This window comes from Limnomicrobium aquaticum (genome assembly GCF_040545545.1).
Taxonomy (GTDB): Bacteria; Pseudomonadota; Alphaproteobacteria; order Rhizobiales; family Rhizobiaceae; genus Ensifer_A; species Ensifer_A aquaticum.
In genome coordinates, this window is sequence record NZ_JBEPMB010000011.1 from 47,243 (window position 1) to 70,384 (window position 23,142).

Annotated in this window: 18 protein-coding genes; 4 read left to right on the forward strand and 14 right to left on the reverse strand. The window is 60.0% G+C overall.

Translation table 11 applies throughout. From position 1 onward, the window contains the following. Nucleotides 1–168: 168 nt before the first annotated feature. Genes traG through ABID16_RS21865 form a run of 3 tightly spaced genes read right to left on the reverse strand, consistent with a single transcriptional unit; the run spans nucleotide 169 to nucleotide 2,598 of the window. A complete protein-coding gene (gene traG, locus ABID16_RS21855) occupies nucleotides 169–2,088 on the reverse strand; it encodes a Ti-type conjugative transfer system protein TraG (protein WP_354558494.1) in 1,920 nt (639 codons plus the stop codon). Next, nucleotides 2,085–2,321, reverse strand: a complete 237-nt coding sequence (locus tag ABID16_RS21860; protein WP_354558495.1) for a conjugal transfer protein TraD — start codon at nucleotides 2,319–2,321, stop codon at nucleotides 2,085–2,087. Before ABID16_RS21860 ends, traG begins: the two co-directional genes overlap by 4 nt. Next, nucleotides 2,311–2,598 (reverse strand): TraC family protein, encoded by a 288-nt coding sequence (locus ABID16_RS21865; RefSeq protein ID WP_354558496.1) that lies wholly within the window; start codon nucleotides 2,596–2,598, stop codon nucleotides 2,311–2,313. Before ABID16_RS21865 ends, ABID16_RS21860 begins: the two co-directional genes overlap by 11 nt. A 222-nt stretch (nucleotides 2,599–2,820) precedes the next feature. Here ABID16_RS21865 and traA point away from each other — a divergent pair, with 222 nt between their 5' ends. Genes traA through ABID16_RS21880 form a run of 3 tightly spaced genes read left to right on the forward strand, consistent with a single transcriptional unit; the run spans nucleotide 2,821 to nucleotide 10,218 of the window. Further along, nucleotides 2,821–7,455, forward strand: coding sequence for a Ti-type conjugative transfer relaxase TraA (gene traA, locus ABID16_RS21870; protein ID WP_354558497.1), 4,635 nt, complete (start codon nucleotides 2,821–2,823; stop codon nucleotides 7,453–7,455). A 28-nt stretch (nucleotides 7,456–7,483) separates the two neighbouring features. Further along, entirely contained in the window at nucleotides 7,484–7,753 is a 270-nt protein-coding gene (locus ABID16_RS21875; protein ID WP_354558498.1) for a hypothetical protein, read from the forward strand. Nucleotides 7,754–7,755: 2 nt separating this feature from the next. Next, entirely contained in the window at nucleotides 7,756–10,218 is a 2,463-nt protein-coding gene (locus tag ABID16_RS21880; RefSeq protein ID WP_354558499.1) for a zeta toxin family protein, read from the forward strand. A gap of 37 nt (nucleotides 10,219–10,255) precedes the next feature. Here the strand turns inward: ABID16_RS21880 and rctB are convergent, their stop codons facing one another. The 11 genes from rctB to ABID16_RS21935 form a co-directional block, all read right to left on the reverse strand. Continuing rightward, a complete protein-coding gene (gene rctB, locus ABID16_RS21885; protein WP_354558500.1) occupies nucleotides 10,256–10,603 on the reverse strand; it encodes an SMa0974 family conjugal transfer regulator in 348 nt (115 codons plus the stop codon). 22 nt (nucleotides 10,604–10,625) lie between these two features. Then, nucleotides 10,626–11,291, reverse strand: coding sequence for an acyl-homoserine-lactone synthase (locus tag ABID16_RS21890; protein WP_354558501.1), 666 nt, complete (start codon nucleotides 11,289–11,291; stop codon nucleotides 10,626–10,628). A 63-nt stretch (nucleotides 11,292–11,354) separates the two neighbouring features. Next, nucleotides 11,355–12,104: a LuxR family transcriptional regulator gene (locus ABID16_RS21895; protein ID WP_354558502.1), complete on the reverse strand. Its 750-nt coding sequence runs from the start codon at nucleotides 12,102–12,104 to the stop codon at nucleotides 11,355–11,357. Between the two features lie 175 nt (nucleotides 12,105–12,279). Beyond that, nucleotides 12,280–13,614: a histidinol dehydrogenase gene (hisD, locus tag ABID16_RS21900; RefSeq protein ID WP_354558503.1), complete on the reverse strand. Its 1,335-nt coding sequence runs from the start codon at nucleotides 13,612–13,614 to the stop codon at nucleotides 12,280–12,282. 23 nt (nucleotides 13,615–13,637) lie between these two features. Continuing rightward, nucleotides 13,638–14,912 (reverse strand): NAD(P)/FAD-dependent oxidoreductase, encoded by a 1,275-nt coding sequence (locus ABID16_RS21905; protein ID WP_354558504.1) that lies wholly within the window; start codon nucleotides 14,910–14,912, stop codon nucleotides 13,638–13,640. 3 nt (nucleotides 14,913–14,915) lie between these two features. Beyond that, the gene (ggt, locus tag ABID16_RS21910; protein ID WP_354558505.1) at nucleotides 14,916–16,445 is read right to left on the reverse strand and encodes a gamma-glutamyltransferase; all 1,530 of its coding nucleotides are present in this window, start codon (nucleotides 16,443–16,445) and stop codon (nucleotides 14,916–14,918) included. A 47-nt stretch (nucleotides 16,446–16,492) separates the two neighbouring features. Next, nucleotides 16,493–17,269: an ABC transporter ATP-binding protein gene (locus ABID16_RS21915; protein ID WP_354558506.1), complete on the reverse strand. Its 777-nt coding sequence runs from the start codon at nucleotides 17,267–17,269 to the stop codon at nucleotides 16,493–16,495. Next, nucleotides 17,269–18,072, reverse strand: a complete 804-nt coding sequence (locus ABID16_RS21920) for an ABC transporter permease (protein WP_354558507.1) — start codon at nucleotides 18,070–18,072, stop codon at nucleotides 17,269–17,271. Before ABID16_RS21920 ends, ABID16_RS21915 begins: the two co-directional genes overlap by 1 nt. Before the next feature lie 130 nt (nucleotides 18,073–18,202). Further along, the gene (hutC, locus tag ABID16_RS21925) at nucleotides 18,203–18,907 is read right to left on the reverse strand and encodes a histidine utilization transcriptional repressor HutC (RefSeq protein WP_354558508.1); all 705 of its coding nucleotides are present in this window, start codon (nucleotides 18,905–18,907) and stop codon (nucleotides 18,203–18,205) included. A 77-nt stretch (nucleotides 18,908–18,984) separates the two neighbouring features. Next, a complete protein-coding gene (locus ABID16_RS21930) occupies nucleotides 18,985–19,977 on the reverse strand; it encodes an ABC transporter substrate-binding protein (protein WP_354558509.1) in 993 nt (330 codons plus the stop codon). Nucleotides 19,978–20,049: 72 nt separating this feature from the next. Further along, nucleotides 20,050–22,065: a N,N-dimethylformamidase beta subunit family domain-containing protein gene (locus ABID16_RS21935; protein ID WP_354558510.1), complete on the reverse strand. Its 2,016-nt coding sequence runs from the start codon at nucleotides 22,063–22,065 to the stop codon at nucleotides 20,050–20,052. A 319-nt stretch (nucleotides 22,066–22,384) separates the two neighbouring features. On the opposite strand from ABID16_RS21935, the gene ABID16_RS21940 reads away from it, so the two are divergent. Continuing rightward, complete coding sequence (locus ABID16_RS21940) at nucleotides 22,385–23,125, forward strand: helix-turn-helix transcriptional regulator (protein ID WP_354558511.1); 741 nt, start codon at nucleotides 22,385–22,387, stop codon at nucleotides 23,123–23,125. Nucleotides 23,126–23,142 lie beyond the last annotated feature (17 nt).

Consider the following 23,142-nt stretch of genomic DNA (forward strand, 5'->3'; position numbering starts at 1 on the left):
TCCAGGGGTCAGTGGGTTATATTCAGGGTTCGGTCTCTATCGACCCTTCGATGAGACACCACGACCTGATTGAGGCGCGCAACGCAATCGAAGCGGCGCTGCCAATCATGAAAGCGACGGAATGACCGACAGAAGCCGAATACGACGCACAGGAAAACGCCTAAACCGTTAAGGTCTCAGTTTAGCAAACCTGTTGGGCCTGGCTTGCGTATCCATGTCCTTTCGCCTGAAGTAGATCGCCCGTCCGCAGCGGATCGGACTGTGGCCCTGGACGACGATGATCTGCTCATCCTTCCTCATCGACTGTGTGATCTCGTGGGGCATGATCAGCGGCCGGCGCTGAAAGTTCAGACTCTCCGATTTACGCGATGCGCTGTTCTTCGTGTCCCAGCCGATATTGCGGGAACTGCCCTTCACCTCGACGGTCATCTCGCCGCATTGCGCCGAGACGTTGCGCGCCGTCTCCAACGCTTTGATCGCGGCATAGCTCGCGAACGCGCAGCCGTCGATCCATGAGACCGCGCCATCTTTTCCAAAATGCCGTTCCAGCTGACCGACGGATTGGTAGAGGAGCATCATGCTGATGCCGTACTTACGGCCGCGGTCGCGCGCCTCTTCGAGCACGCGCATGTAACCGAGCAAGTCGACTTCATCCAACATGAACAGCGCCCGCCGCTGGAACGCACCGTCGGCCTCGATCATCGCGTTGATCAGCGAGCCGACGATCACACGTCCGATCCCGGGATAGGAGCGCAGGATCGACGCGGGGATATTGAGGAACACATCCTTTTTGCCGCTGATGAGATCGCTAGGCTTGAACGTGTTGCCGCAGACGAGCGCCGCGTAGTTGTCGAGCGATAGCCATTGCGTGTCCTTCGACGCGGTCGAATAGACGCCAGAGAACGTCTGCTCGGTCATGTTGACGAAAACGCCCAGCGTTTCGCTGATGAACTTCGATGCCGAATTCTGCTGAACGTCTCGGAGCATTGCGAGCACGGACGTCTCCGGCTCGGAGACGATCTGCCGGAGACTGCGCAGGTTTCGCCGTCCTGCATATTCGGGCGACAACATCACATGCGCCAGAAGACCGGTCAGCAGGTTATGCGCCTGCGATTGGAAGTAGGAACCGGTCGACGATTCAAAGCGCACGCTTTCCGATAACAGCATGTGGGCGATACCGACGATGTCCTGTTCTTTTTGCTTCGACGTCTCGATTCCATCAAGCACGTTGAAGCCCATGATCGGGTTTGTCGGGTCGAGCACCATTACCTGACGCCCAAGGCTTTGCCGCCGATGCTCGACGACCATCGGCGCGACCTCTGTCGACGGGTCGAGGCAGATCAGCGGTCCGGAATATCGAAGCGCGGTCGGGATAACGTTGCTGGTTGTCTTGTACCCACCGGATCCCGCGAAAAACAGCATGTGAGTGGAATCGAAGTCTTGGCTATAGGTGAGCAGCGGTGCTTTTCCGCCCTGTCCCCAAGTCCCCGGATCGTTCGGATCGAACGGCAGTTCATGGACGATTTCCTTGTCGACACGATACCGCTCACCAACGACAATCTCGCCGTCATCAGGAAAGAGCCGGCCCGCCGCAGACATGGACAGCCAGTCCGCATCTCCGAAGGTGCCGCGCGTGGCGCGCCTCACCGGTTCGGGCACGACCGTCGAAATGCGTGCGGACACCGCAGTCGCCATGAAGCCGACGACGGCGCCGACGATGGCCACAATGTCGATGAACGACAGCGCCTGGCTCCATGTCACCGCGCCGCTTTCGACGAAGGGCGAAAGCCGACCGAATTCCCGCAACGCATAAAAGCCGGCGACAGAAAGGAAGCAGATGAGGGTGGCCATCGCGACCGGTCTTCGCCGATGCAACGGCAAGGCCCAAACGGTCAGAAGCCCGGCCAGCGGTCCGAACAAAAGAACCGGCACAGGAGAGGCTCGAAAGAACCAGTATTGCGTTTTGCCCGTCATGCCCACAGCAAGTTCTGGCCAGCGCCAACCGGCGACATAGGCAGCAAACACCGTCACTGTGAACGGCACGAGTATGAGCAACAGGCTGGGATGCGGCTTTGCCCTGATTGTCATTCTGCCGCCTCGACCATGAGCGTCGTGTCACCATCCAGCAGCATCGGGGCCTTGAAGGCCTCCTCACCGATGGCCCGAAGCCGCCGATGCTCGAATGAGCTTGGCGTGATCCTCGCAAGCTCCAGCAATCCGCCGAGCAGGAAGGCGCGGTCCGCCTTCGACAGTCCCGCCCGCACGACGATGCCGCCGAGCAGGAATTTTTCTCTCGCTTCTTTTTTCCGGTCAGCTGTCATGATGAACCTCCGCCGTCGCTCCAGACCCGCCACCTGGCTGTCCACCCGGCGCAGAAGATAGGCGAGCAGCCCCTTTCTTCTCTGCTTTGCGAAATCGGGCCGCGATCTCTTCGAAGATGCGATCGACCTCCTCGTCGGTGATTTCCATTTCGGCCAACCCCGACTTCGTTGCCGCGCGGGCAAATCGATCTGCCGATTTGACTATCAAAGTTTTTCTGCGTTCGCGCAGTTTCTCGATTTGCGCATCGATATCCAGAATTGAAGGTTTAGCGGCCATAATCCGATCCTTTTCAATTGCAACAAACTTTCCATTTCCCGATTGAACTGACTAGAAAATCGTAGTCAAATAAGTTACCTTGCACAAGCCCCCAAAACGTCGACGCCTGAATTCTCAGCTGGACCGTCATCCGGAAAAGCAGCATCGGCCCTTCGGTCCGATTGGTTTGAGGGCGCAATAGACGTCGCTGGAGCGACGTGCTTGGAAGGTGGAGAGACGACAGTGGCGATCATGTTCGTCAGAGCGCAGGTGATCAGCAGGGGAGCGGGACGCAGTATCGTCTCGGCCGCCGCTTATCGCCACCGCGCCCGAATGATGGACGAGCAGGCTGGCACGTCGTTCAGCTACCGCGGTGGATCGCGGGAACTGGTGCATGAGGAACTGGCGGTCCCGGATGAGATTCCCGCCTGGCTGAAGATGGCCATCGACGGCAAGACGGTTGCCGCGGCCAGCGAGGCGCTGTGGAATGCGGTCGATGCCTTCGAGACGAGGGTCGACGCGCAGCTCGCGCGCGAGCTCATCATCGCCCTGCCGGAAGAGCTGACGCGGGCCGAGAATATCGTCCTCGTGCGTGAGTTCGTCGCGGACAGTTTCACGTCGAAGGGCATGGTTGCCGACTGGGTGTTCCACGACAAGGACGGCAATCCGCACATCCATCTGATGACGACGCTGAGGCCGCTGACGGAGGAGGGGTTCGGGCAGAAGAAGGTGCAGGTAGCTGGCGAGGACGGCGAGCCCTTGCGTGTCGTCACACCGGATCGTCCGAACGGCAAGATCGTCTACAAGCTTTGGGCCGGTGACAAGGAAACGATGAAGGCTTGGAAGATCGCCTGGGCGGAGACAGCCAACAGGCATCTGGCGCTCGCCGGCCATGAGATCCGCCTCGACGGTCGCTCCTATGCCGAGCAGGGCCTCGACGGCATCGCGCAGAAACATCTTGGGCCGGAGAAGGCCGCGCTCGCCCGCAAAGGCGTCGAGATGTACTTCGCGCCGGCCGATCTCGCGCGCCGGCAGGAAATGGCCGACCGGTTGCTCGCCGATCCCGGTCTTCTGCTGAAGCAGCTCGGCAACGAACGCTCGACCTTCGATGAGCGCGATATCGCCAAGGCGCTACATCGCACTGTCGACGATCCCACTGACTTCGCCAATATCAGGGCACGTCTGATGGCTTCCCACAATTTGGTGCTCTTGAAGCCGCAGGCGATCGACAGTGCGAGCGGTAAAGTTTCAGAGCCGGCGGTGTTCACCACGCGAGAAATCTTGCGCATCGAATATGACATGGCACAGTCGGCGTCGGCTCTGTCGAAGCGCACCGGCTTCGGTGTTGCCGATGCAAAAGTCGCCGCTGCTGTCCGCAGCGTCGAGACGGCCGACCCGGAGAAACCCTTCAGGCTCGATGCCGAGCAAGTCGATGCCGTGCGCCACGTCACCGGCGACAGCGCGATTGCGGCCGTCGTCGGTCTCGCCGGCGCCGGAAAGTCGACGTTGCTTGCCGCTGCGCGCGTTGCCTGGGAAGGGGACGATCGCCGGGTGTTTGGCGCGGCGCTGGCCGGCAAAGCGGCCGAAGGCTTGGAGGACAGTTCCGGGATCAAGTCGCGCACCCTCGCTTCCTGGGAACTGGCTTGGGAGAACGGGCGGGATCTCCTGGAGCGCGGAAATGTCTTTGTCATCGACGAGGCAGGCATGGTTTCCTCGCAGCAGATGGCGCGGGTCCTGAAGGCCGTCGAGGACGCCGGTGCGAAAGCCGTTCTGGTCGGTGACGCCATGCAGCTGCAGCCGATTCAGGCGGGTGCGGCGTTCCGCGCGATCAGCGATCGGATCGGCTTTGCCGAACTTGCCGGTGTGCGGCGACAGCGCGACGAGTGGGCGCGCGAGGCTTCGCGTCTGTTCGCGCGTGGTGAGGTGGAAAAGGGTCTCGACGCCTATGCCGCGCATGGCCGTCTCGTCGAGACCGAAACCCGCGACGAAATCATCAGCCGCATGGTGTCCGATTGGGCGGATGCACGCCGTGGTCTGGACCAAAAATCTGGCGAAGGAGAAATTAGGTCTCATCGTGGTGACGAACCGCTCGTGCTCGCCCACACCAACGATGATGTCCAAAAGCTGAATGAAGCTCTGCGCAAGGTCATGATGGACGACGGTGCGCTCACCGGTGCGCGTGAGTTCCATACGGCACGCGGGGTTCGCGAGTTCGCCGCCGGCGACCGCATCATCTTCCTGGAGAACGCCAGGTTCCTTGAACCGCGGGCGCGTCGCCTCGGCCCGCAACATGTCAAGAACGGGATGCTCGGCACGGTCGTTGCGACTGGCGACAAACGCGCCGGCCCGCTGCTTGCCGTGCGTCTCGACAACAGCCGCGACGTTATCCTCAGCGAGGACAGCTATACCAATGTCGATCACGGCTATGCCGCGACGATTCACAAATCTCAAGGGGCAACCGTTGAGCGGACCTTCGTGCTCGCAACCGGCATGATGGACCAGCATCTGACCTATGTGTCGATGACCAGGCATCGCGAGCGCGTGGACCTCTACGCGGCCAGGCAAGATTTCCAGCCGAATCCGGTATGGGGTAGTGCGGCGCGCGCCGATCATGCCGCCGGCCTCACCGGCGAACTCGTTGAAACCGGTGAAGCAAAATTCCGTCCCGGAGACAAGGATGGCAAGGATAGTCCTTACGCAGACGTAAGAACTGACGATGGCACTGTCCATCGCGTTTGGGGTGTCAGCTTGCCGAAGGCGCTGGACAAGGGCGGCGTCTCGGAAGGAGACACGGTCACGCTCCGCAAGGATGGTGTAGAGACCGTTAAGGTGGAAGTCACCGTCACCGATGAGGTGACTGGCGAGAAGCGAACAGAGGAACGTCAGGTCGACCGCAATGTCTGGAGCGCTCGCCAGGTCGAGACGGCTGATGCCCGGAAGGAACGGTTCGAGCGTGAAAGCCACCGGCCGGAATTGTTCAAGCAGCTCGTCGAGCGTCTGGGCCGGTCCGGCGCGAAAACCACGACTCTCGATTTCGAGAGCGAGGAAGGATACCAGGCCCATGCTCGCGACTTCGCCCGGCGCCGCGGCATCTACATGCTCTCTGGGATCGCGGCGCGACAAGAGGAGGACGCTTCCCCGCGGCTGGCGTGGATTGCGGAAAAGCGGGGGCAGATGGCAAGGCTCTGGGAGCGGGCAAGCGTCGCACTTGGTTTTACGATCGAACGGGAACGCAATGTCTCCTACAACGAGGTGCCGACGGCTACCGTCTCGGCCGAAATCCCGGTCGGTGGTTACCATCTGATCCCGCCCACAACCACGTTCACTCACAGCGTCGAGCATGAAGCCCGCCGTGCTCAGCTTTTGTCCGAACCATGGAAAGAGCGGGATAGCATTCTGCGGCCGGTTCTCGAGAAGGTCTATCGCGATCCGGACGCGGCGCTGATCCGCCTGAATGCGCTCGCTTCGAATTCCTTGATCGAGCCTCGCAAGCTCGCCGACGATCTCGCGACGGCTCCGAACCGTCTCGGTCGCCTGCGCGGGTCTGATCTCATGGTCGACGGACGGGTGGCACGCGATGAGCGCACCGCAGCAATGGCTGCCCTCAATGACTTGGCGCCGCTGGCACGCGCGCACGCGACGGAGTTCCGAAAGAATGAGAGTCGGTTCCAGGCTCGCGAGAAGACCCGCCGCGCCCATATGGCCTTGTCGATCCCGGCGATTTCGAAGCAGGCGATGGCGCGCTTGGTCGAGATCGAGGCCGTGCGCAAGCAGGGCGGTGAGGATGCCTATAAGACTGCATTCTCTTTGGCTGTCGAGGATCGAGAGATCGTTCAGGAGGTGAAGGCGGTCAGCGACGCGCTGAACGCGCGCTTCGGCTGGAGCGCCTTCACCTCGAAGGCAGATAGGATCACTGAGCGCAATATTGCTGAGCGTATGCCGGAAGACCTGACCGATGACCGCCGCGAAAAGTTGGTGCGCCTGTTCGAGGTTATCAGGCGCTTCAGCGACGAGCAGTATCTTGCCGAGAAGCGGGATCGATCAAAGATCGTCGCTGGTGCAAGTGTCGCGGCTGGAAAGGAGAGCATCGCCATGCTTCCCATGCTTGCCGCCGTCACGGAGTTCAAGACGCCGGTCGATGACGAAGCCCGCACACGGGCCCGCGCCGTCCCGCATTATCGCCATCATCTTTCAGCACTTGCCGAAACCGCTGGACGCGTCTGGCGCGATCCCGCCGGCGCCGTGGACAAGATCGAGGACCTGATCGTGAAGGGCATTGCCAGCGAGCGCATTGCGGCAGCGGTCACAAATAATCCCGCTGCCTATGGTGCGCTGCGCGGCTCCGATCGCATCATGGACAAGCTGCTCGCCGTCGGTAGAGAACGAAAAGATGCGTTCCAGGCTGTGCCCGAAGCAGCCAGCCGGGTGCGGTCGCTCGGCGCGTCCTGGGTCAGCGCTTTAGATGCGGAAACACAGGCGATCACCGAAGAGCGCCGGCGCATGACCATCGCCATTCCCGGTCTGTCACCGGCGGCCGAAGAGACTCTTCTGCACCTGGTCGCCGACCTGAAGAAGCAAAGACAAGAAAAGGCGAAAAGCGCCATTATCGAGACCGCCGCTCGCTCCCTCGATCCTGATATCGCCCGAGAGTTCGCCGCCGTCAGCCGGGCGCTCGACGGACGCTTTGGCAGGAACGCCATTCTTCGCGGCGAGACGGATGTCATCAATCGCGTGTCGCCGGCGCAGCGCAGCGCCTTCGAGGCAATGCGGGAGCGCCTGCAGGTCGTGCAGCAAACTGTGCGGACGCACGGCAGCCAGGAGATCATATCCGAGCGCCAGCGCCGTGCCATCGATCGCGCCCGCGGTGTCACCCGATGACAGGTTTTGAAGAACGAAAGGAAAGCACATGACAGAGCACGAAACGTCCTACGACGCGATCGTCCGAGCCGAGATCGCCATCGAAATCCTCAGCCAGGCGCGCGCCATCGTCACTGCCCGCGTCTACGCGCTTGAGGAGACGGACCCGGCGGCAGCTGAGGCGCTACGCCAGCGGCGTCGCGATCTTATCGATGTCCAACAGCGCCTTTCCGTCGTGGACCGTGATGTTGTCGAGAACATCATCGCGGTCTGGGGACCGCGCGTGCAGGACGAGACCCGCTTCTGGGCGGAGTTCTGATCATGGCCGAGGATCAGGCATCCGGCCCACTCTCACCGGAGAGGAACGAGAGCATTTTCCGCAATGACATTCTTCCCGATTATCTGCCGATGACAATGACGCCGGCAGAGCGGCCACGCCTTATCGTGCTCGGCGGCCAGCCGGGCGCCGGCAAGACGGGCGTGCTGATCGCCAGCCACGCGGAGCTTGAACACTCTGGCTCGGCGATCCGCATCGTTGGCGACGATCTCAGATCCTACCATCCGCAGTTTCTGAGCTTCCAGCGGCAGGATCCGGAGACGGCCTCGCAGTTCACGCAAGTGGACGCTGGGCGATGGACGGAAAAACTGCTGGCGGCGGCGACCGATCGCAAGGTGAACATCGTCTTCGAGACAACGATGCGCACCCCCGAAAATGTCGCTCGTGTCATCGGAATGGCGCGCGAGGCTGGCTACGACGTCGAGGCCCGCGCTGTTGCCGTCAATCCGCGGCTCAGCTGGCAAGGCAATCATTATCGCTTCGAGGAAATGCTGCGTCTCGGTGACGCCGCGCGTATTCCGCCGCGGCATATTCATGATGCCGCCGTCGACGGGCTTCGCATGAGTCTGGAGAAAATCGAAAGCGAGCGCCTGGCCGACAGGGTGCAATTGCGCACACGCGGCGGCGGGATCCTCTATGACAACGAGATGCGGCAAGGAGAGTGGTCGCATCGCCCAGGCGCAAGGCAGGTACTGGAAGCGGAGCAGTCTCGGGCGATGGGCCGTTCGGAACTCCAGCGATTTGCCGACGACTGGAGTTATGTGTTGAACCGGATGGATGAACGAAAAGCCCCGGCGGATCGGATTGCTGAGGTGAGAACGCGCGCTGCTGATGATGTCAACTACCTGCTCACGCAACGCCGCGAGGTCGACGGCGAAGACACACGGCGGGCGCGGACTATCTTCCAGCGCCAGGCTGATGCGCTCGGCCTGTTCGTCGAGCTTTACGACAATGCCCTGCGTGATCACGAGCGCCGGCCGATCGGCAATATCGAGGCCCATGCCATCGGGCGTCTCTCCGAGAGCTACATAGCGTTGCGACTTGTCGAGGCGGCACGCGATCTTGGTCTTCTGCCGGAGGATGGCAGGATCGTTGCGACGCGTGCCATGGTCCAGGACAAGCGGGCAAGGAGCGAGTTTCCGGCAGCCCATCGGTTGCCGGCCGATCTTGCCGTTGAGACATCCGATGGAACACGTCGGCGTCTGACGGATTATTTTGGCGTCGCGCTTGATCGCGTGGCGATCGACCGGGACGTATTCAGTCCGACGGATCGCATATCGCGTCTCGCCAATGTCGCGGATTCCTGGATGGAAACCGCTGGTATGCGTAGGGCTCTTTCGCGAGCCGCAAATAGCGTTGCCGCCGGCACGATGTCGGCCAACGCGGCGATGACTCAAATCATTGAGCCAGAATACGCGGCTACGATCGGTGAAGCGCGGCGGAAGGTTGGACGCAACATGACACTTGCCGAGCGGAAGGTAATCGCATCCGCGGTGGTCGATGACACAGGAACGCCCCTGCGGGCGATGCGGGATGATCTCAGACTCAGGACGAAGGACATCACCAATCGCGCTCGGGCGCAGGCGATGATGGAGGTGGTCTTTACGGAGACGGCGCGGCACGATCGCCTCGGTCAGCAGCAGCGTCGCGCTGCGGATGCTTTCGTGGAGGGCATTGCCGCAAACGAGCGGGTGCTGGGTTTGGGTCGCGACGGCGCGCCGGTCCGCAACACACCGCTCGTTCCTGCTCGGCACCTGCCGGATCTTAGCGTGGGCGAGATTGATGCGCGCCTGCAGAATTCGACTCGCCTGGCCGACAAGCGTGCCGAGATCGACAATCTCTCGCGGCTGGTGTTCGGCAACAGCCAGGCAGTGTCGTCTTCGGTGCGGAACATTCGTGATGCCCGCAGTGGTGCTGCAGCCGGCGATGATGTCTGTGAGGGCCGTTTGGGAGAGATGGCTGGGGAGGGGCGGACATGGCTAAAGCGACCGAGCGCGGCTCGCCAATCTGCCGAGGCTCACGCACCGCAACTCGCGGCGGCCCTGGCGGATTATGGGATAGCGGTCGATTTCGAGCGGCATCAAATCAACCTTCACCACCGCGAGGAGCAGGCGCGACACAGGATCGAGGTTCCCAGACCGTCGAAGGAACTTTCCGCCTTGATGTCCGGCACTAACCAGGACCAGGTCCGTCGCTTGAATGCCGATCCGTCCCTCCGTCGTGAGCTTGAGAAGATCACGCTGGCGATGACCAAACGTCTTTCCTCGGCGGATCGCGCTGACCTGAAAGGCGGAAACGTCACGAGGCTAGGGTCTTCCCTTGGGATAACCCCGGAGCAGGCTGCTTCACTCAAGCTCGTCCAGGATCGTGCCGGTGCGTTGCAGGAAAGATCACTTCGGCAGACGCGCCACATTGCGAGTACGCCCCAGCTCGGGATACGGCGTTGACCCCACCCATCGACGCCATTGACCGAGCACGCCACTGTCAGCATCGGCCGGTGCGGCCCGCCTGCCGACCAATCATGTCGGACAGCTCGTCGCCAGCCGGATGCCACTCGAGATGACCGTATTGATCATTCGAGGCCCGGGACAGGGTCACTTGTAGTAGGGACCGGATTCCGAAGAATGTAGCGAGATCTTCAGCCTCCACGCGAAGGTGGAGGCCGCAAACGTTCGCCTTGATGATCGCCATGCCGTCGCCAAAGTTCAGGACCTGGTCGGCACGATTGGTCTCGATCGAAATGGCGCACTCGCGGAGCGATCCGCATAGCGTCTCAACGATCCGGCCCGCATCTGGGACATCAACAACCGTTTCGGAGATGTGTTTTGCCATGAGAACTTCTTGGGTTTCCTGGTCAGGCGAATTGCAGCGCCGGCGCAGAGGTGGCGCGCGATGGGAACGCTGGTCGGCGATAAAGCGGCTCGTCCACCCGGAGTTTGGCGCGCATGGCAGTGAGGACGCGGTACGAAACCTCGAACGCAGCGCAGCAGACCGGGAAACGGCCATATCCATCGGAACGGCCGAGTTCATCGAGCTCAGTGCCGGCTTTTTGATACACACGCCGCATGCGCGGCTCGTAGTTCGAGATCATGGTGTGGATGCCATTGGCAAGCGCCGCCTCGCACAACGCGAGAAGCAGCAAGCAAAAGGCCCTGTCCGGACGCATGTCATGGAAATCACGTTCGATGGCATCCTCATCGATGCACATTCGCGTGCCCTCCCAGATGCCGGGCGCGATCAGGTCGCAAACATCGGGGAATGTTTCGCGAAAGACGTCATAGAGGAGGGTCGGACCAGTCGTCGGCATCAGACGCACAGAGCCATAAAGCTGCCTTCGATCGTCATCGCACCACAGCAGATAAGCAGGTTGGAGTTCGTCATAGCGATCCCGCTCCCGATGCCCGGACACCGGCACGTCCCAGCCGAGTCGGTCTGCAAAAACTCTTTTCCTCAGCCGGAACGATTGATCGAGCAGCCCGGTATATTTGTGATATTCGTGTGCCTGAACAAGAAGATACATGCTTGCCTCCATATTGATGACGGCAGCGTGCAACACGTTAGGCGTGTGATAAATATTCGGAGATTAGCTCCCCGAATCCTGGGTATTGCCATATGGGTTTATTAGGCGCAGATGAATCGCAAGGGCGGTTGCCGAAGTGGTCGTCGCGGCCCCGAGCTTGTGGCGAGCCGACATCAGATATCGTTGCGTCGTATGCATCGAAAGACCGAGGATTTCGGCGACTTCATCGTTTGTTTTCCCCAGCGCTGACCAGTAAAGGCATTCCTTCTCGCGTGGGCCGAGCTGAGGAATTGGGTCGTGCTCGCCGTGAAGTTCGTACACTGCTTTTCGGTGGATCAGGAACGCAAGATCGAGCCACTCGTGGCCACACGTCTGGACCAACTTGCTCCACTCGCTGGCGGGCTTGCTGGAGTTCAGGGACAAGAGAGCACGGCGCTTCTTATCGACAATGGGGATGGAATATCCATTTGCCCCAACACCGTGTTCCTGGGCGTCGATCAGAAATTCACGGGCGGCCTCTGGAACCTCGACTTCGCACCAATCGAACGGCATTTGCCGCATAAGGCCCTCTCGGACGATCGGATCGACTTTCACATATCCGCGCAGGAGATAGCGGGCAACCCAGGCATCACGGTAGGTCGTGCGAACATACGGAGTATCGACCACGTCTGCTACGCTCAAAGCCAGATGGTAAGTGGCAAAATCCATCCCGTAAGCCTCTTCGAGAATACGTAAGGCATCATCGACGCTAGGGGCATTCTGTATTTCAAGGATGAGGTCTTGAAATTCATCTCGTATCCGCAATTTCTCCATTCAGAACTCCAGCGCAATATTCTCTTTGACAAAATCGACAGTGTGGCCAATCATCAGCGCTCGCGGCGAGAGCAATGTTATGGTATAACATATCGCATAATCCTTTTTATGGAACTGATTAGCAAGCCGGACGTCAGAACGTGGCCGGCTCCACGAGCCGACGTCCGTTGGTGAATTACTCCCGAGCACCATAGGCCTCGTCGCGCATGGCCGAAACGGAGTTCGCATGACCCGCGAAGCCTTCGTATCGAGCCAGGCTCTCCGCATGATGAGCAAATAGCACATAGGCATTTTTGGAGACGGAGGCGATCGAGGTTCGTTTCATGAAATCGAACACTGACAGAGGCGAGGTCGTTTTTGCCGCTCCGCCCGTCGGTAAGACGTGGCTTGGCCCAAGCACGAAATTCGCCACGGCGATCGCCGAATAGGGGCCGAGCAGGATTTCGCCGGCATTGCGGATCTGGGGCAGATATTGCCAGGCGTTTTCAACCAGAAGCGCCAGATGCTCGGCGGCATAGTCGTTGATGAATGCGAAGGCCGACGAGAGATCGTCGGCGACGACGATCCCGCCCTTGGTGCCGGAAAGGACGGTGCGGGAAAAATCGGCACGGCCTTCCGGCATTTTCTGCCAATATTTCGGTAGCAGGGCCGCAACCTCTTCGGCAAAGCTGCGGCTGGTCGTGACGAAAAACACCGAAGAATCGGGTCCGTGCTCGGATTCGACGCAGAGATCCAGCGCCACCAGATCGGCAGATACGGAGCCATCCGAGAAGATGATCAATTCGCTGGGGCCTGCGGGGCTGCCGGGATCGATGATTGAGGAAAGCTGTTTCTTGGCCGCAACCACCCAGGGGCTGCCGGGCCCGACGACCTTTTCACAATGCGGCACGGTTTCCGTGCCATAGGCAACGGCCGCAATGCCCTGTGCGCCGCCGCATTTGAAGACCTTCGACACGCCGGCGATTTCCGCGGCGACCAGTGTTGCGGGATCGACCGTGCCGTCCGGTCCCGGTGGCGTAATGACGATGACCTCGGAGACGCCCGCGACCTTTGCCGGCAGCGCGGTCATCAGGACGGAGCTTGGAAAGGATCCCTTCCCGCGCGGCACATAGCAGGCAACCGAATCGATCGACGTCCAGCGGTCACCGACGAGAACGCCAGGATGCGTCTCGTGAAGCGCCAGACCTTCCGGCAATTGACGCTCGTGGAAGTGACGGATGTTGTGGGCGGCAAATTGCAGGGTTTCGATCAGCGCCGGATCGACGAGACGTTTCGCTGCATCGAACTCTTCGCGCTTAACGGCGATCTGCGATAGGGAGATAGCGGCCCTGTCGAATTTGCGGGCGAATTCCACAAGGGCTGCATCGCCCCTCACCCGCACATCCTCGATGATCGGCACGACGAGTTCGGAAAATTGCGAAAGCTCGTTTTCGGTACGGCGAAGCAGGGCCGCACGCTGGCCTTCGTCCAAATCGGACAGGTTGTAGATCGATACGGTCTTGTCGGACATGATGTCTCCTATGGATCGACTGGTCATCGCGGGCTTTGTCTAAATCTCTGGGCGAGGAAGGGAAAGGGTTCGGGCGATCGAGGCGCCATGCCCGCCACCGACTGCCCGACCATTCGCGCAGTCACGGGTGCTGCTCCCAGGCCCGTATATCCGTGCCCGAACGCGTAATGCACATCCGCCGAACGCGACGAGGTTCCGATCACCGGAAGTTCGTCGGCGATGGCGGGACGTTGTCCCATCCAGCGCGAAACCTGCGGTGCGTCTGTTTTCGATGGCAGCCCGCGGATATAACCGGATGCCAGATCCAGCAGACGCTGCGCCCGACGCCAGTCCGGCGGCGTGCCGGGAGCGGCGATCTCGACCTGCCCGGCCAGGCGAAGGCCGGCGGCCATGGGCGTGGCGACCACCAGGGCGTCGTTGAACATGACCGGGCGGCTCAGGCGAAGCCCGTCCGCGATGGTCACATGATAACCGCGCTCGCTCAGCAACGGCACGTTGTCGCCGGCCTGCCAGGCAAAGATCCTGGAGTGGGCACCGCAACAGATCACTGCGGCGCCGGAGGGGTGAAAGCCGCTCGAAGTATCGAGACCGTCGAGACGATCCTCGTCGAAACGAAGCCCCAGGACCTCCGCGGTGACAAACTCGACGCCCTTGGAAGAGGCGAAAGCGGCAAGGCCTTGCAGATAAGCTCCCGGATCAATGCAGTGACCGCCGTCCTCGACCAGCAATGCGCCATGGCACTCCCGATCGATCAAGGGTTCTTCGGAACGCAGGGCCGTGCTATCGATGAAGGTTGACTTGACCCCCAATTCGGTCCGAAGCGTCCACCAGGTCAGGTCCTTGGAATAGGCGGACCCGGTATCGTAGGTGTAGAGAAGACCATCCTTGCGGATCAGGCTGTCCAGTCCCGCCTGCCGAGCAAGGTCTAGATGGTCGTCGGCCGACCGCGACAGTAGGGTGGAAAGCGAAAGCGCCTTGTACTGAACCTGCGTGTTCGTCCTACCCGACATCACGAACCGGACAAAATGGCCGGCATTGCGCAATCCATAGAGCACCTGCCCGCTCAAGGGCGCGTTGCGACCGAAGACCAGCGATGGCAGGTTGCGCATCAGTCCTTGCGTCGAGACCGGTATGATCGAGGCCGGGCAAAGCCAACCGCCATTGCCGAAGCTGGCAGCGCCCGGCGACCCCGGAGGATCCCGGTCGATGACCACGACCTTGTGCCCCATTCGATTGAGTTCGATGGCCGTCGCAATACCGACGATCCCGTTTCCAACTACGGTTATCAGAGAGACCACGGGTTAGTTCCCTATCGCCAGGCCGTCTTTGCGGGGGTCGGAACCGCCGGAAAGAGTGCCTGAAGCCGGATCGATCCAGATCGCCTGCGCGCCGCCGATCGGCAGATGCGCCACCTGAACGCTGTGGCCGCGTCTGGTCAGTCCTTCGACGATATGCGCCGGCATGGAACGCTCGACCTCGGCAAAGCCCTTGAAGTAGAAGGCGCGCGGTCGGTCGATGGCCTGCTGAATGTCCAAGCCGAAATCAACGACATCGGCTATCAGCTGCGCATGTCCGATCGCCTGGTAATCGCCCCCCATAACGCCATAGATCAGTGCCGGCTTGCCGTTCTTCAGCACGAGACCAGGCATGATCGTATGGAGCGGGCGTTTGGCCGGCGCGAACTCGTTCGGATGCCCTTCAAGCAGGTTAAAGCCGCTTCCCCTGTTTTGCAGAAGAATGCCGGTCAGGGGCGCAACGACACAGCTTCCGAAATGGTAGTAGAGCGAGTTGATCAGCGTGACGGCATTGCCAACCCGGTCGACCACCGAAATGGTCGTGGTATCCGATTTGCGCGTCTGCGGCTCGCCGAAAACTTTCGTCGTCCGGTCCGGATCGATCATTGCCGCCAGCTCGGCCGCGAAGGCATCGTCGGTAAACTTGGCCTGATCGATAGCTGAAAATTCCGGGTCACCCAGCGCACGGTCGCGCTCGCGATAGGCAAGGCGGGCGGCTTCCAGAAGAAAATGAAACCGCTGGGGGTTGGAATGCTCGGTCTGAGGCAGATGTTTCAGGATATTGAGAAGCAGCAGCGCCGTCGAACCTTGATTGTTCGAAGGCAGCTGAAGAACATCATAACCCTTGTAGTCGAGGCTCACCGGAGTGACATGAAACGCTCTCGTTTCGGCGAGGTCTGCAGCTTCGATGAAGGATCCGAGGCGGCCCAGCGTCTCGATGATATCCTGGGCGACGGGACCTTCGTAAAAAGCGTCTCGTCCGCCGCTTGCAATCCTCTCCAGCGTCGATGCAAGGCATGGCTGTCGATGGACCTGGCCTGCCCTGAATGCCCGTCCGCCCTTGAGGAAAACATCGCCCGCGCCCGAGCCCGCCGAAAGGGCATCCTCGAAGCTCCACCAATCGAGAGCAACCCGGTCCGCAACGATGTAACCCTCGCGGGCAAACCTGATGGCAGGCTCGAAAAGCCGGCCCCAGTCCAGCTGACCATGGTCACGATGGAGCATCGCCCATGTATCCACCGCACCCGGGCATGTCACCGACATGGCTCCCCGCATCGGCATCTGGTTGAAGCCGCGACGGCGCAATTCGTCGGCGCTACCACCCTTCCCGCTTTTGCCGGATCCGTTGATGGCAAAAGGCTTCGCGACGCCTGATGAATAGCCGAGCACGAAACTGTCGCCGCCCAGGCCGCTCGATTGCGGCTCGACCACGCTAAGCACCAGCGCCGCACAAATGGCTGCATCGAAGGCATTGCCACCCGACTGCAGCACGGTGAGCGCCGCGGCCGAAGCCGCCGGGTGGGCGGTTGCCACCATATGATCGCGACCGCGAACTGGAGACCGCCCAGGAAAATGGAAATCCCTCATTGGTCTCTCATTTCGCTGCGAATGCTTCCAAGCACGTCGGCCTGGAGATTGGCGAATTCCGGCATCCTGTGGGTTTCCGCCGTGCGTGGGCGCGGAAGCGGAACATCGTAGATCGTCTTGATGCGACCCGGATTGGACGCCATCACAAATATCCGGTCCGACAGGAATACCGCCTCTTCGACGTCATGCGTGACGAAGATGACCGTCAGTTTCTCGCGTTCCCAAACACTCGTCAGCAATTCCTGCATCTGGACGCGCGTCAGCGCATCCAGCGCGCCGAACGGCTCGTCCATAAGAAGAAGCTTCGGCTTGTAGGACAAGGCACGCGCGATCGCGACGCGTTGCTTCATCCCGCCCGACAATTGGCCGGGGTGGCGATCGGCGAATTTCTCGAGGCCCACGAGTTTCAACTGCGTCATGGCAAGCTCCGCCGACTCAGTCTTGTCGCGTCCCGTGGCCCGCAGCGCGAATTCGACATTTTCCTTGGCAGTCAGCCACGGCAGCAGCGTATAGCTCTGAAACACCACACCACGGTCCGCGCCAGGGCCGGTGATGTCGTTGCCGTCCACCTTCAAATCGCCATCGTCATGGGTCTGCAGTCCAGAGATGATGGACAGCAGGGTGCTCTTGCCGCAGCCGGAGGCGCCCACCAGAGACACGAATTCGTTCTCCTTGATCGAAAGCGACACCTTGTCGAGAACCGTGAGGTGATCCCGCTTCGAGCGGCCGACCGGGAAGGTCTTGGTCAGATTGTTTATGAGGAGCTTGTCCATTAGTGTTTCCCCTCGTAGCGAAACATGCGCTTTCCGAGAAATTTCATGATCTGGTCGGTGAGAAGACCGAGGACCCCAAGCACTACGATGTAACCGATCGCGGTGTCCGTCTGGAAATACCGCTGGGCAACCGTGATCCTGTAGCCGAGGCCGCTGTTGGCGGCGACGAGTTCGGCCAGCACCACCCAGGTCCAGGCCCAGCCGAGCGAGATCCGCAACGTATCCCAGATCTGCGGCGCGGCCGATGGCAGGATGATCTTCGTGACGATCTTGAAGTCGCTCAGGCCCACAGTGCGCCCGAACCCGATAAAATCCGGCGGAACCCGCTTGATATTGTCCATGAACATCAGCGCCTGCTGGAAGAAGGTTCCGATCCAGATGACCAGGAACTTCTGGCTGTCGGAGGTGCCCGTCCAAAGAATGGTCAGCGGCACGAAGGCGACGACCGGCATGTAGCGAATGAAGTCAAGAAACGGCTCGATCGCCGCATCCCAGAACTTGTAGTTCCCGATCAGCACGCCGATCGCCAGCGCCGTGACCGATGCTAGTGTGAACCCGACACCGATGCGGTAGACGCTGCTGAGGACGTCTGAACCCAGCGTCCCGTCATGCGCCAGGGTCCATAGCTTCGACAGGATCGACATCGGTGCCGGCAGGAAGATCTGCTTGACCAGCCCGAACTGAACCGCGCCCGCCCAGACGGCGAAAAAAACGATGAAGGAGCAAAGGGAGATGATAGCGTATGTCGAAGGCGAAATATCCGCCTGCATACTGAAGATGGATTTCTTTCGTGCTTTTGTCATAATGTCGCTTCCCTCATCGATAAGCAGAGACGCTTACCTGTTTTTATTTGCCAATCCCGGGCTTCGGGCGCTGCTTTCATTCTAGATCTGACTAGCCTCGCCCGGGTATGCTCTTCCGCCCGGATGGGGGCTAGGTTTTGGTTCTGCGGCTGACGAGACTGTATGTCTCGCCGGGATAGGTGAAATTGCTCAGCGTTACGGCCCGGCTGCCCAACCATGTGCGGCGTGTGAGAACCATGACACAATTTGGGGTATCGAAACCAAGCAATGCGGAGGTCGGTTCGTCGGCCATCGTCGCGTATACGGTGTGCTCCACCTTGGTCGCGTCGGCGATCGATCGCAGATATCGGGTCGAGGGAACCGCATGGAAATCATGATCGAGGTAACCGGGAGCAAAACTCGGCAATATCAACCGATTTTCGATCTGGATCGGCATCCCGTCTTCGAGGTTCGCGATCACGGAGTGAAAAAGCCGGGAACCGCGCTGGATATCGAAATAGGCACAATCTTCCGCACCGGGATGCACTGCCTCGAGCACTTTGATGATCTGGCTATGCTTGTTTCCGCGCATGGCGATATCGTCGGCGACGTCTTTCAACTCCATCAGTTCGGAGCGGATCGGCGGTGCCGATACGAATGTGCCAAGGCCCTGAACGCGATCCACCACACCTGCTGCCGATAGTTCACGTAGCGCCCGGTGGACGGTCATCCGCGACACGCCCAGCTCCTCCACGAGTTCAGCCTCCGAAGGCACTTTGACCCCATCGGTCAGTTCTCCGCGGCGAACGCGTTCCAGGATGTGATCCTTCACCTTCTGGTAAAGCGGAACGGTCATGTCTTGGTCCAGAGGAAGTGGCATAGCGGCATCAATCCTCGCAGGCCCCGCGGTTCGCACGGGGCCCGCGATATCACTTAGAGCGAAGAAAGCGGGGCGGTGTCGATGGCGTCCTTCGCGTCGAACGGCTTTTTGATCAAGCCGAGCTCCACGCTTGCCGTATTGACGGCGGGGAAAGTCTTCGTCGCGAATTCACCGGTCAGAAGCGCCTTGTTTTCCGCAAGCGTGTAAAAGTGGACCCCGGCAAATGTGGTCGTCAGGTCGCCAGACTCGGAACCCACGCCCTTGGCGATAATCGCCTGGCATTCCGTCGGGCTCCTGTTATACGCCTCTACCGCGTCACCCCAGCTTTTGACCATGGCCTTCACCTGACCCGGACGCTCTTTCAACGCCCGGTCCGTGACAACAAAGCAATCGCTGATCAGTCCGGGATTCTCGGAGGCCGTGTAAAGCAGTTTCAGGTCGGCGCTGGCCTTGAGGGCCACCGAGACATAGGGTTCATAGCTCACCATGGCATCCACGGAGCCGGAAAGAAGCGCCGCTGCGGCCTGCGAGGCAGGCGTGTTGACCGATTTGATGTCCTTGAGGGACATGCCGGCTTTCTTGAGAGCGTCGGCGATAAGAAGATGGCTGGTGGACCCTTCTTCATAGGCCACGGACTTGCCTTTCAGGTCCGCGATGGATGTCACGCCCTTCGGGCTGACAACCGCGTCGGCCGTGGAGCTGTAGTCTTCGATCAGAACGATCTTGTAGTCGGTAGCCTGCTGCAGATGCTGCAGAACGTTGTGGGTAGCCGAATTGGTCGCCTGAATTTCGCCGCTGGCCAAGATCGCGAGATTCGCGGCATCCTCGGTGTAGTTGACGAATTCGACGCCTTCTAGACCATTGGCTTTGAAGATACCTTTGGCTTCAGCGACATACCACATGCCGTATCCGATCCAAGGCTGGATCGACATCTTGAAGATGCCCGGTTCGACCGCGCCGGCGGCATAGGCCTTTGAAGTGAGGATATATGGCGCAGCGAGCGCTCCTCCCATCAGGGTCATCATGTTGCGTCTGGAAATGTTCATCTTGTTCCCTTTTTATGATTGGCATTGGAAGGACGTCGGCCGACGTTGCCAGGTCGCCAGCCACGATTTTGATCAGGCGCTAAATCCTTGAGCGAGGTTGAGCATGATCCGACCGACTGCGTTTTCGCTATCGGGCTCCGGCAATGCACCGATCCAGGCCACCGAGCCGGTACAGAAAACCTGTCCGCCTCCGGAATGACGGTAGATCGTCATATCGGCCCGGCGCAGGGTTTCGCGCTCGATATCACCATCGGCCAGCCAGATGTCCGGACGAACCTGGAAACTGTCGTCGAAACCGTCCGCGCTCGCCAGCCGGACCAGGCTTGCGGGCGTTCCCTGGCATCGGATCACAGCGTCGATCTCGTAGCCGGCTGCACCACCCAAAACCGTCCCCTTCGTGCCGATCGGCGCGTCGCCGACACCGGCGAAAAGCCAAGCAAAGGCTGGGTCGCGACTTCCCTCAAGCCGGCCATAGGGCCGGGACGGGCCGAAGCTCATGATCAGATATGTGACACCGAGGTAGGTTTGCGGATGCCGCAGCCCGCGATCTTCCCAATTGCCCCCGGGCTCGCCGGTGATCGACATATGAGCCTCACCGGGGCGGCCGGTCCAGATATCGCTTTTGACCCGCCGCAGTTCCATCGTCTGGCCTTCGTAGGCTACGACCCAGTAGAAACCGTTTCCGCCGAGATAGGCGAGATTTCCGCCGCCATCCAAATAGTGGTCGAGGGCCTTCATCATCGGCGTCGACCAGTATTCTGGATGGCTGCCAGTCATTAGCCCGCGATAGGGTGCGATACTGACCACACCGTCATCGTGAAGATCGCGATCCGTCAGCACGTCGATCTCGATACCGTTTCGTGCATAGAATTTCAGCAATTGCAGGTCGACCGGCAAGAGATGCGGACAATTCGACAATGGATAATGGTAATCGTCGCGAAGGGTTGCCTTCGGGCGCCGCGCGGATGTTAGGCTAACGCCGCTCAAATCGCTGTGGACGTCGTAGAGGCACAGGAAGTCATTATCGATCGCGAAACGATGTCCCCTATCCGTGCCGTGCCAGGGATATCGCAAAGGCGGCAGTCGCTCGTCGGCATAGGACAGGTAGGTCGATGTGGGAACGAGAAAAGCCAGCGACGAGCGAGGCTTTGCAGAGCGAACGAAAAAAGGGAGCCGTTCCACGCCCTCGGACGTCGAGATCTCGACCGCGAATGCCCCGGAGCGCGCGTCCGGCGGCACATCGACCACTAGGTCGGCCGACCATTCAAAACCTCCAAAATCGTCGTCGTGCAGATGAACCGCATCGAAATGCGAGGGATCCAGGCGCGGGTCGTGGATCTCGCCAGTGAAGCGCGCAGATGCGACCGAAAACGTCGGGAGATTATGGATCGTCAGGACGGCGTTGCTATCTTCGGCCGATGCCAAGCGACCGATCAGGCCTTTGGTCGGAAAACGCCACGAATGAACGTGCCCGGCGGACTGGGTCGAAATCCTTCCGATTCGCCCATTGAATGTTGCGGTGGAAGCGGCGGCGTCGGAGCCGATGAGAACTGTTGTCGGCATGCCGGTTTCAGTATTGCCGACGACGGCGGTTCCGATTGCCACCCCTCTGTCAGAGACTACGACAAATTCGGTCGTGCCAGCCGAGCGCAAGATTAGGAGCTGGTACCAGCGTTCGTTGGCGACAAGGGCGAGCTTGTAGCTGGTGTCGACACCACGGACAGTCAAACAACCCGCTGGGTCCACCCAGACTCCGATCGATCCGGCGCTTAGGAGCGGCTTGTCGATCTTGTTTTCTGAGCAGAGAAACTCGAACGAACAGCTCCAATCGCCGGATGACTGGATATCCGCAACCGGCAACTCGATCCATGAACCGAGATCGTAGTCGCGAATAGAGAAAGCAGGCCGCATACGGTTGACGTGCCAGTCGAAAACCTCCGTCACGTCCCGGTCTATGGAGACGATCCGGACGGATGCACCCGGTTCGACGCAGGACACGTGTACGTTTGTGCCGGCCCCGGCTTTCACGGACCAAGGTTCGATAAAGCCTATGGCAGGCATGGCTGAATGATTCAGCGCTCGTCTCACGGAATAACTCCTTTTATAGTTGAGCGCTTATATACGCTCTTCAGATGAATAGGCTTGTCTATACAAGCTTCAATGCGCGCGCTCGCCTTGAAAGGCGGATCCGGATCAGCGTCGGAATGCTTGGCAAATATTGAGCGCCGCAATTCTTCGACGATTAGATTTTGCTTTCAGTCGATAACCCTTCCATCTATAATTTGGACCATAAATCATCCGCAAGAGGGGCATATACCCCTACGGGGGTATCGCCATTACAAAACATTTGTTTCGCTATCTGTCGGAAGCTCTTGACGCGATCGGCACAGATCGCTTCTATCCTGCCATGATCGAATATCTCCGGCAGGGGCTGGAATTCGACAATGTGATTGTCATCATTTTTGTCGGCACTAATACGCCTCAAGTGGCCTATTCCAGAGTCTATGGTCCAGACGTGTTCCGTTATGTCGATGACCAATATCTGTCGGGCGCCTATTTGCTGGATCCCATATATGACCATCATCTGCGGCGCGGACAGCCGGGATTGTTCCGCCTTCTGGACGTTGCGCCTGACCAGTTCCGAAGTAGCCGGTACTATAAATGGTATTATGGTCGGATCGGCATTTCCGACGAGATTTCGGTTTTCCTGCCTTTGACGCAGGGCCTCACGATCACCATTTCCATGGGAAAGGACAGCTCGTCGGGAACGATCTTTTCGGCAAAAGCTGAAGAGAACTTCAGAAAGCACGAACCCGTCATATTCTCGCTTCTGAAGGCGCATTGGGCGGCATTGGGAGAACCGGCCGCGCAGATTGCGCGCGCGACATCGGTAACCCAGAACCTGCGAGCGGAAATGGAGAACCACTATAAAGTGGTCCTCAGTGCCCGCCAGGCGGAAGTCGCCTTCCTCATTCTCCAGGGACATTCGACCCCGTCGATAGGATTGCAGCTGGGTGTCAGCCCGCAAACGGTAAAGGTATTTCGCAAGCAGCTCTATCATCGCTGCGGAATATGCTCCCAGGCGGAATTGTTCGCCCTGATGATGCCGCTCCTGGGTTTGGTGAACCCGGCCAGCAGGGCATTTTAAAGGACAGTGTTGCAGCA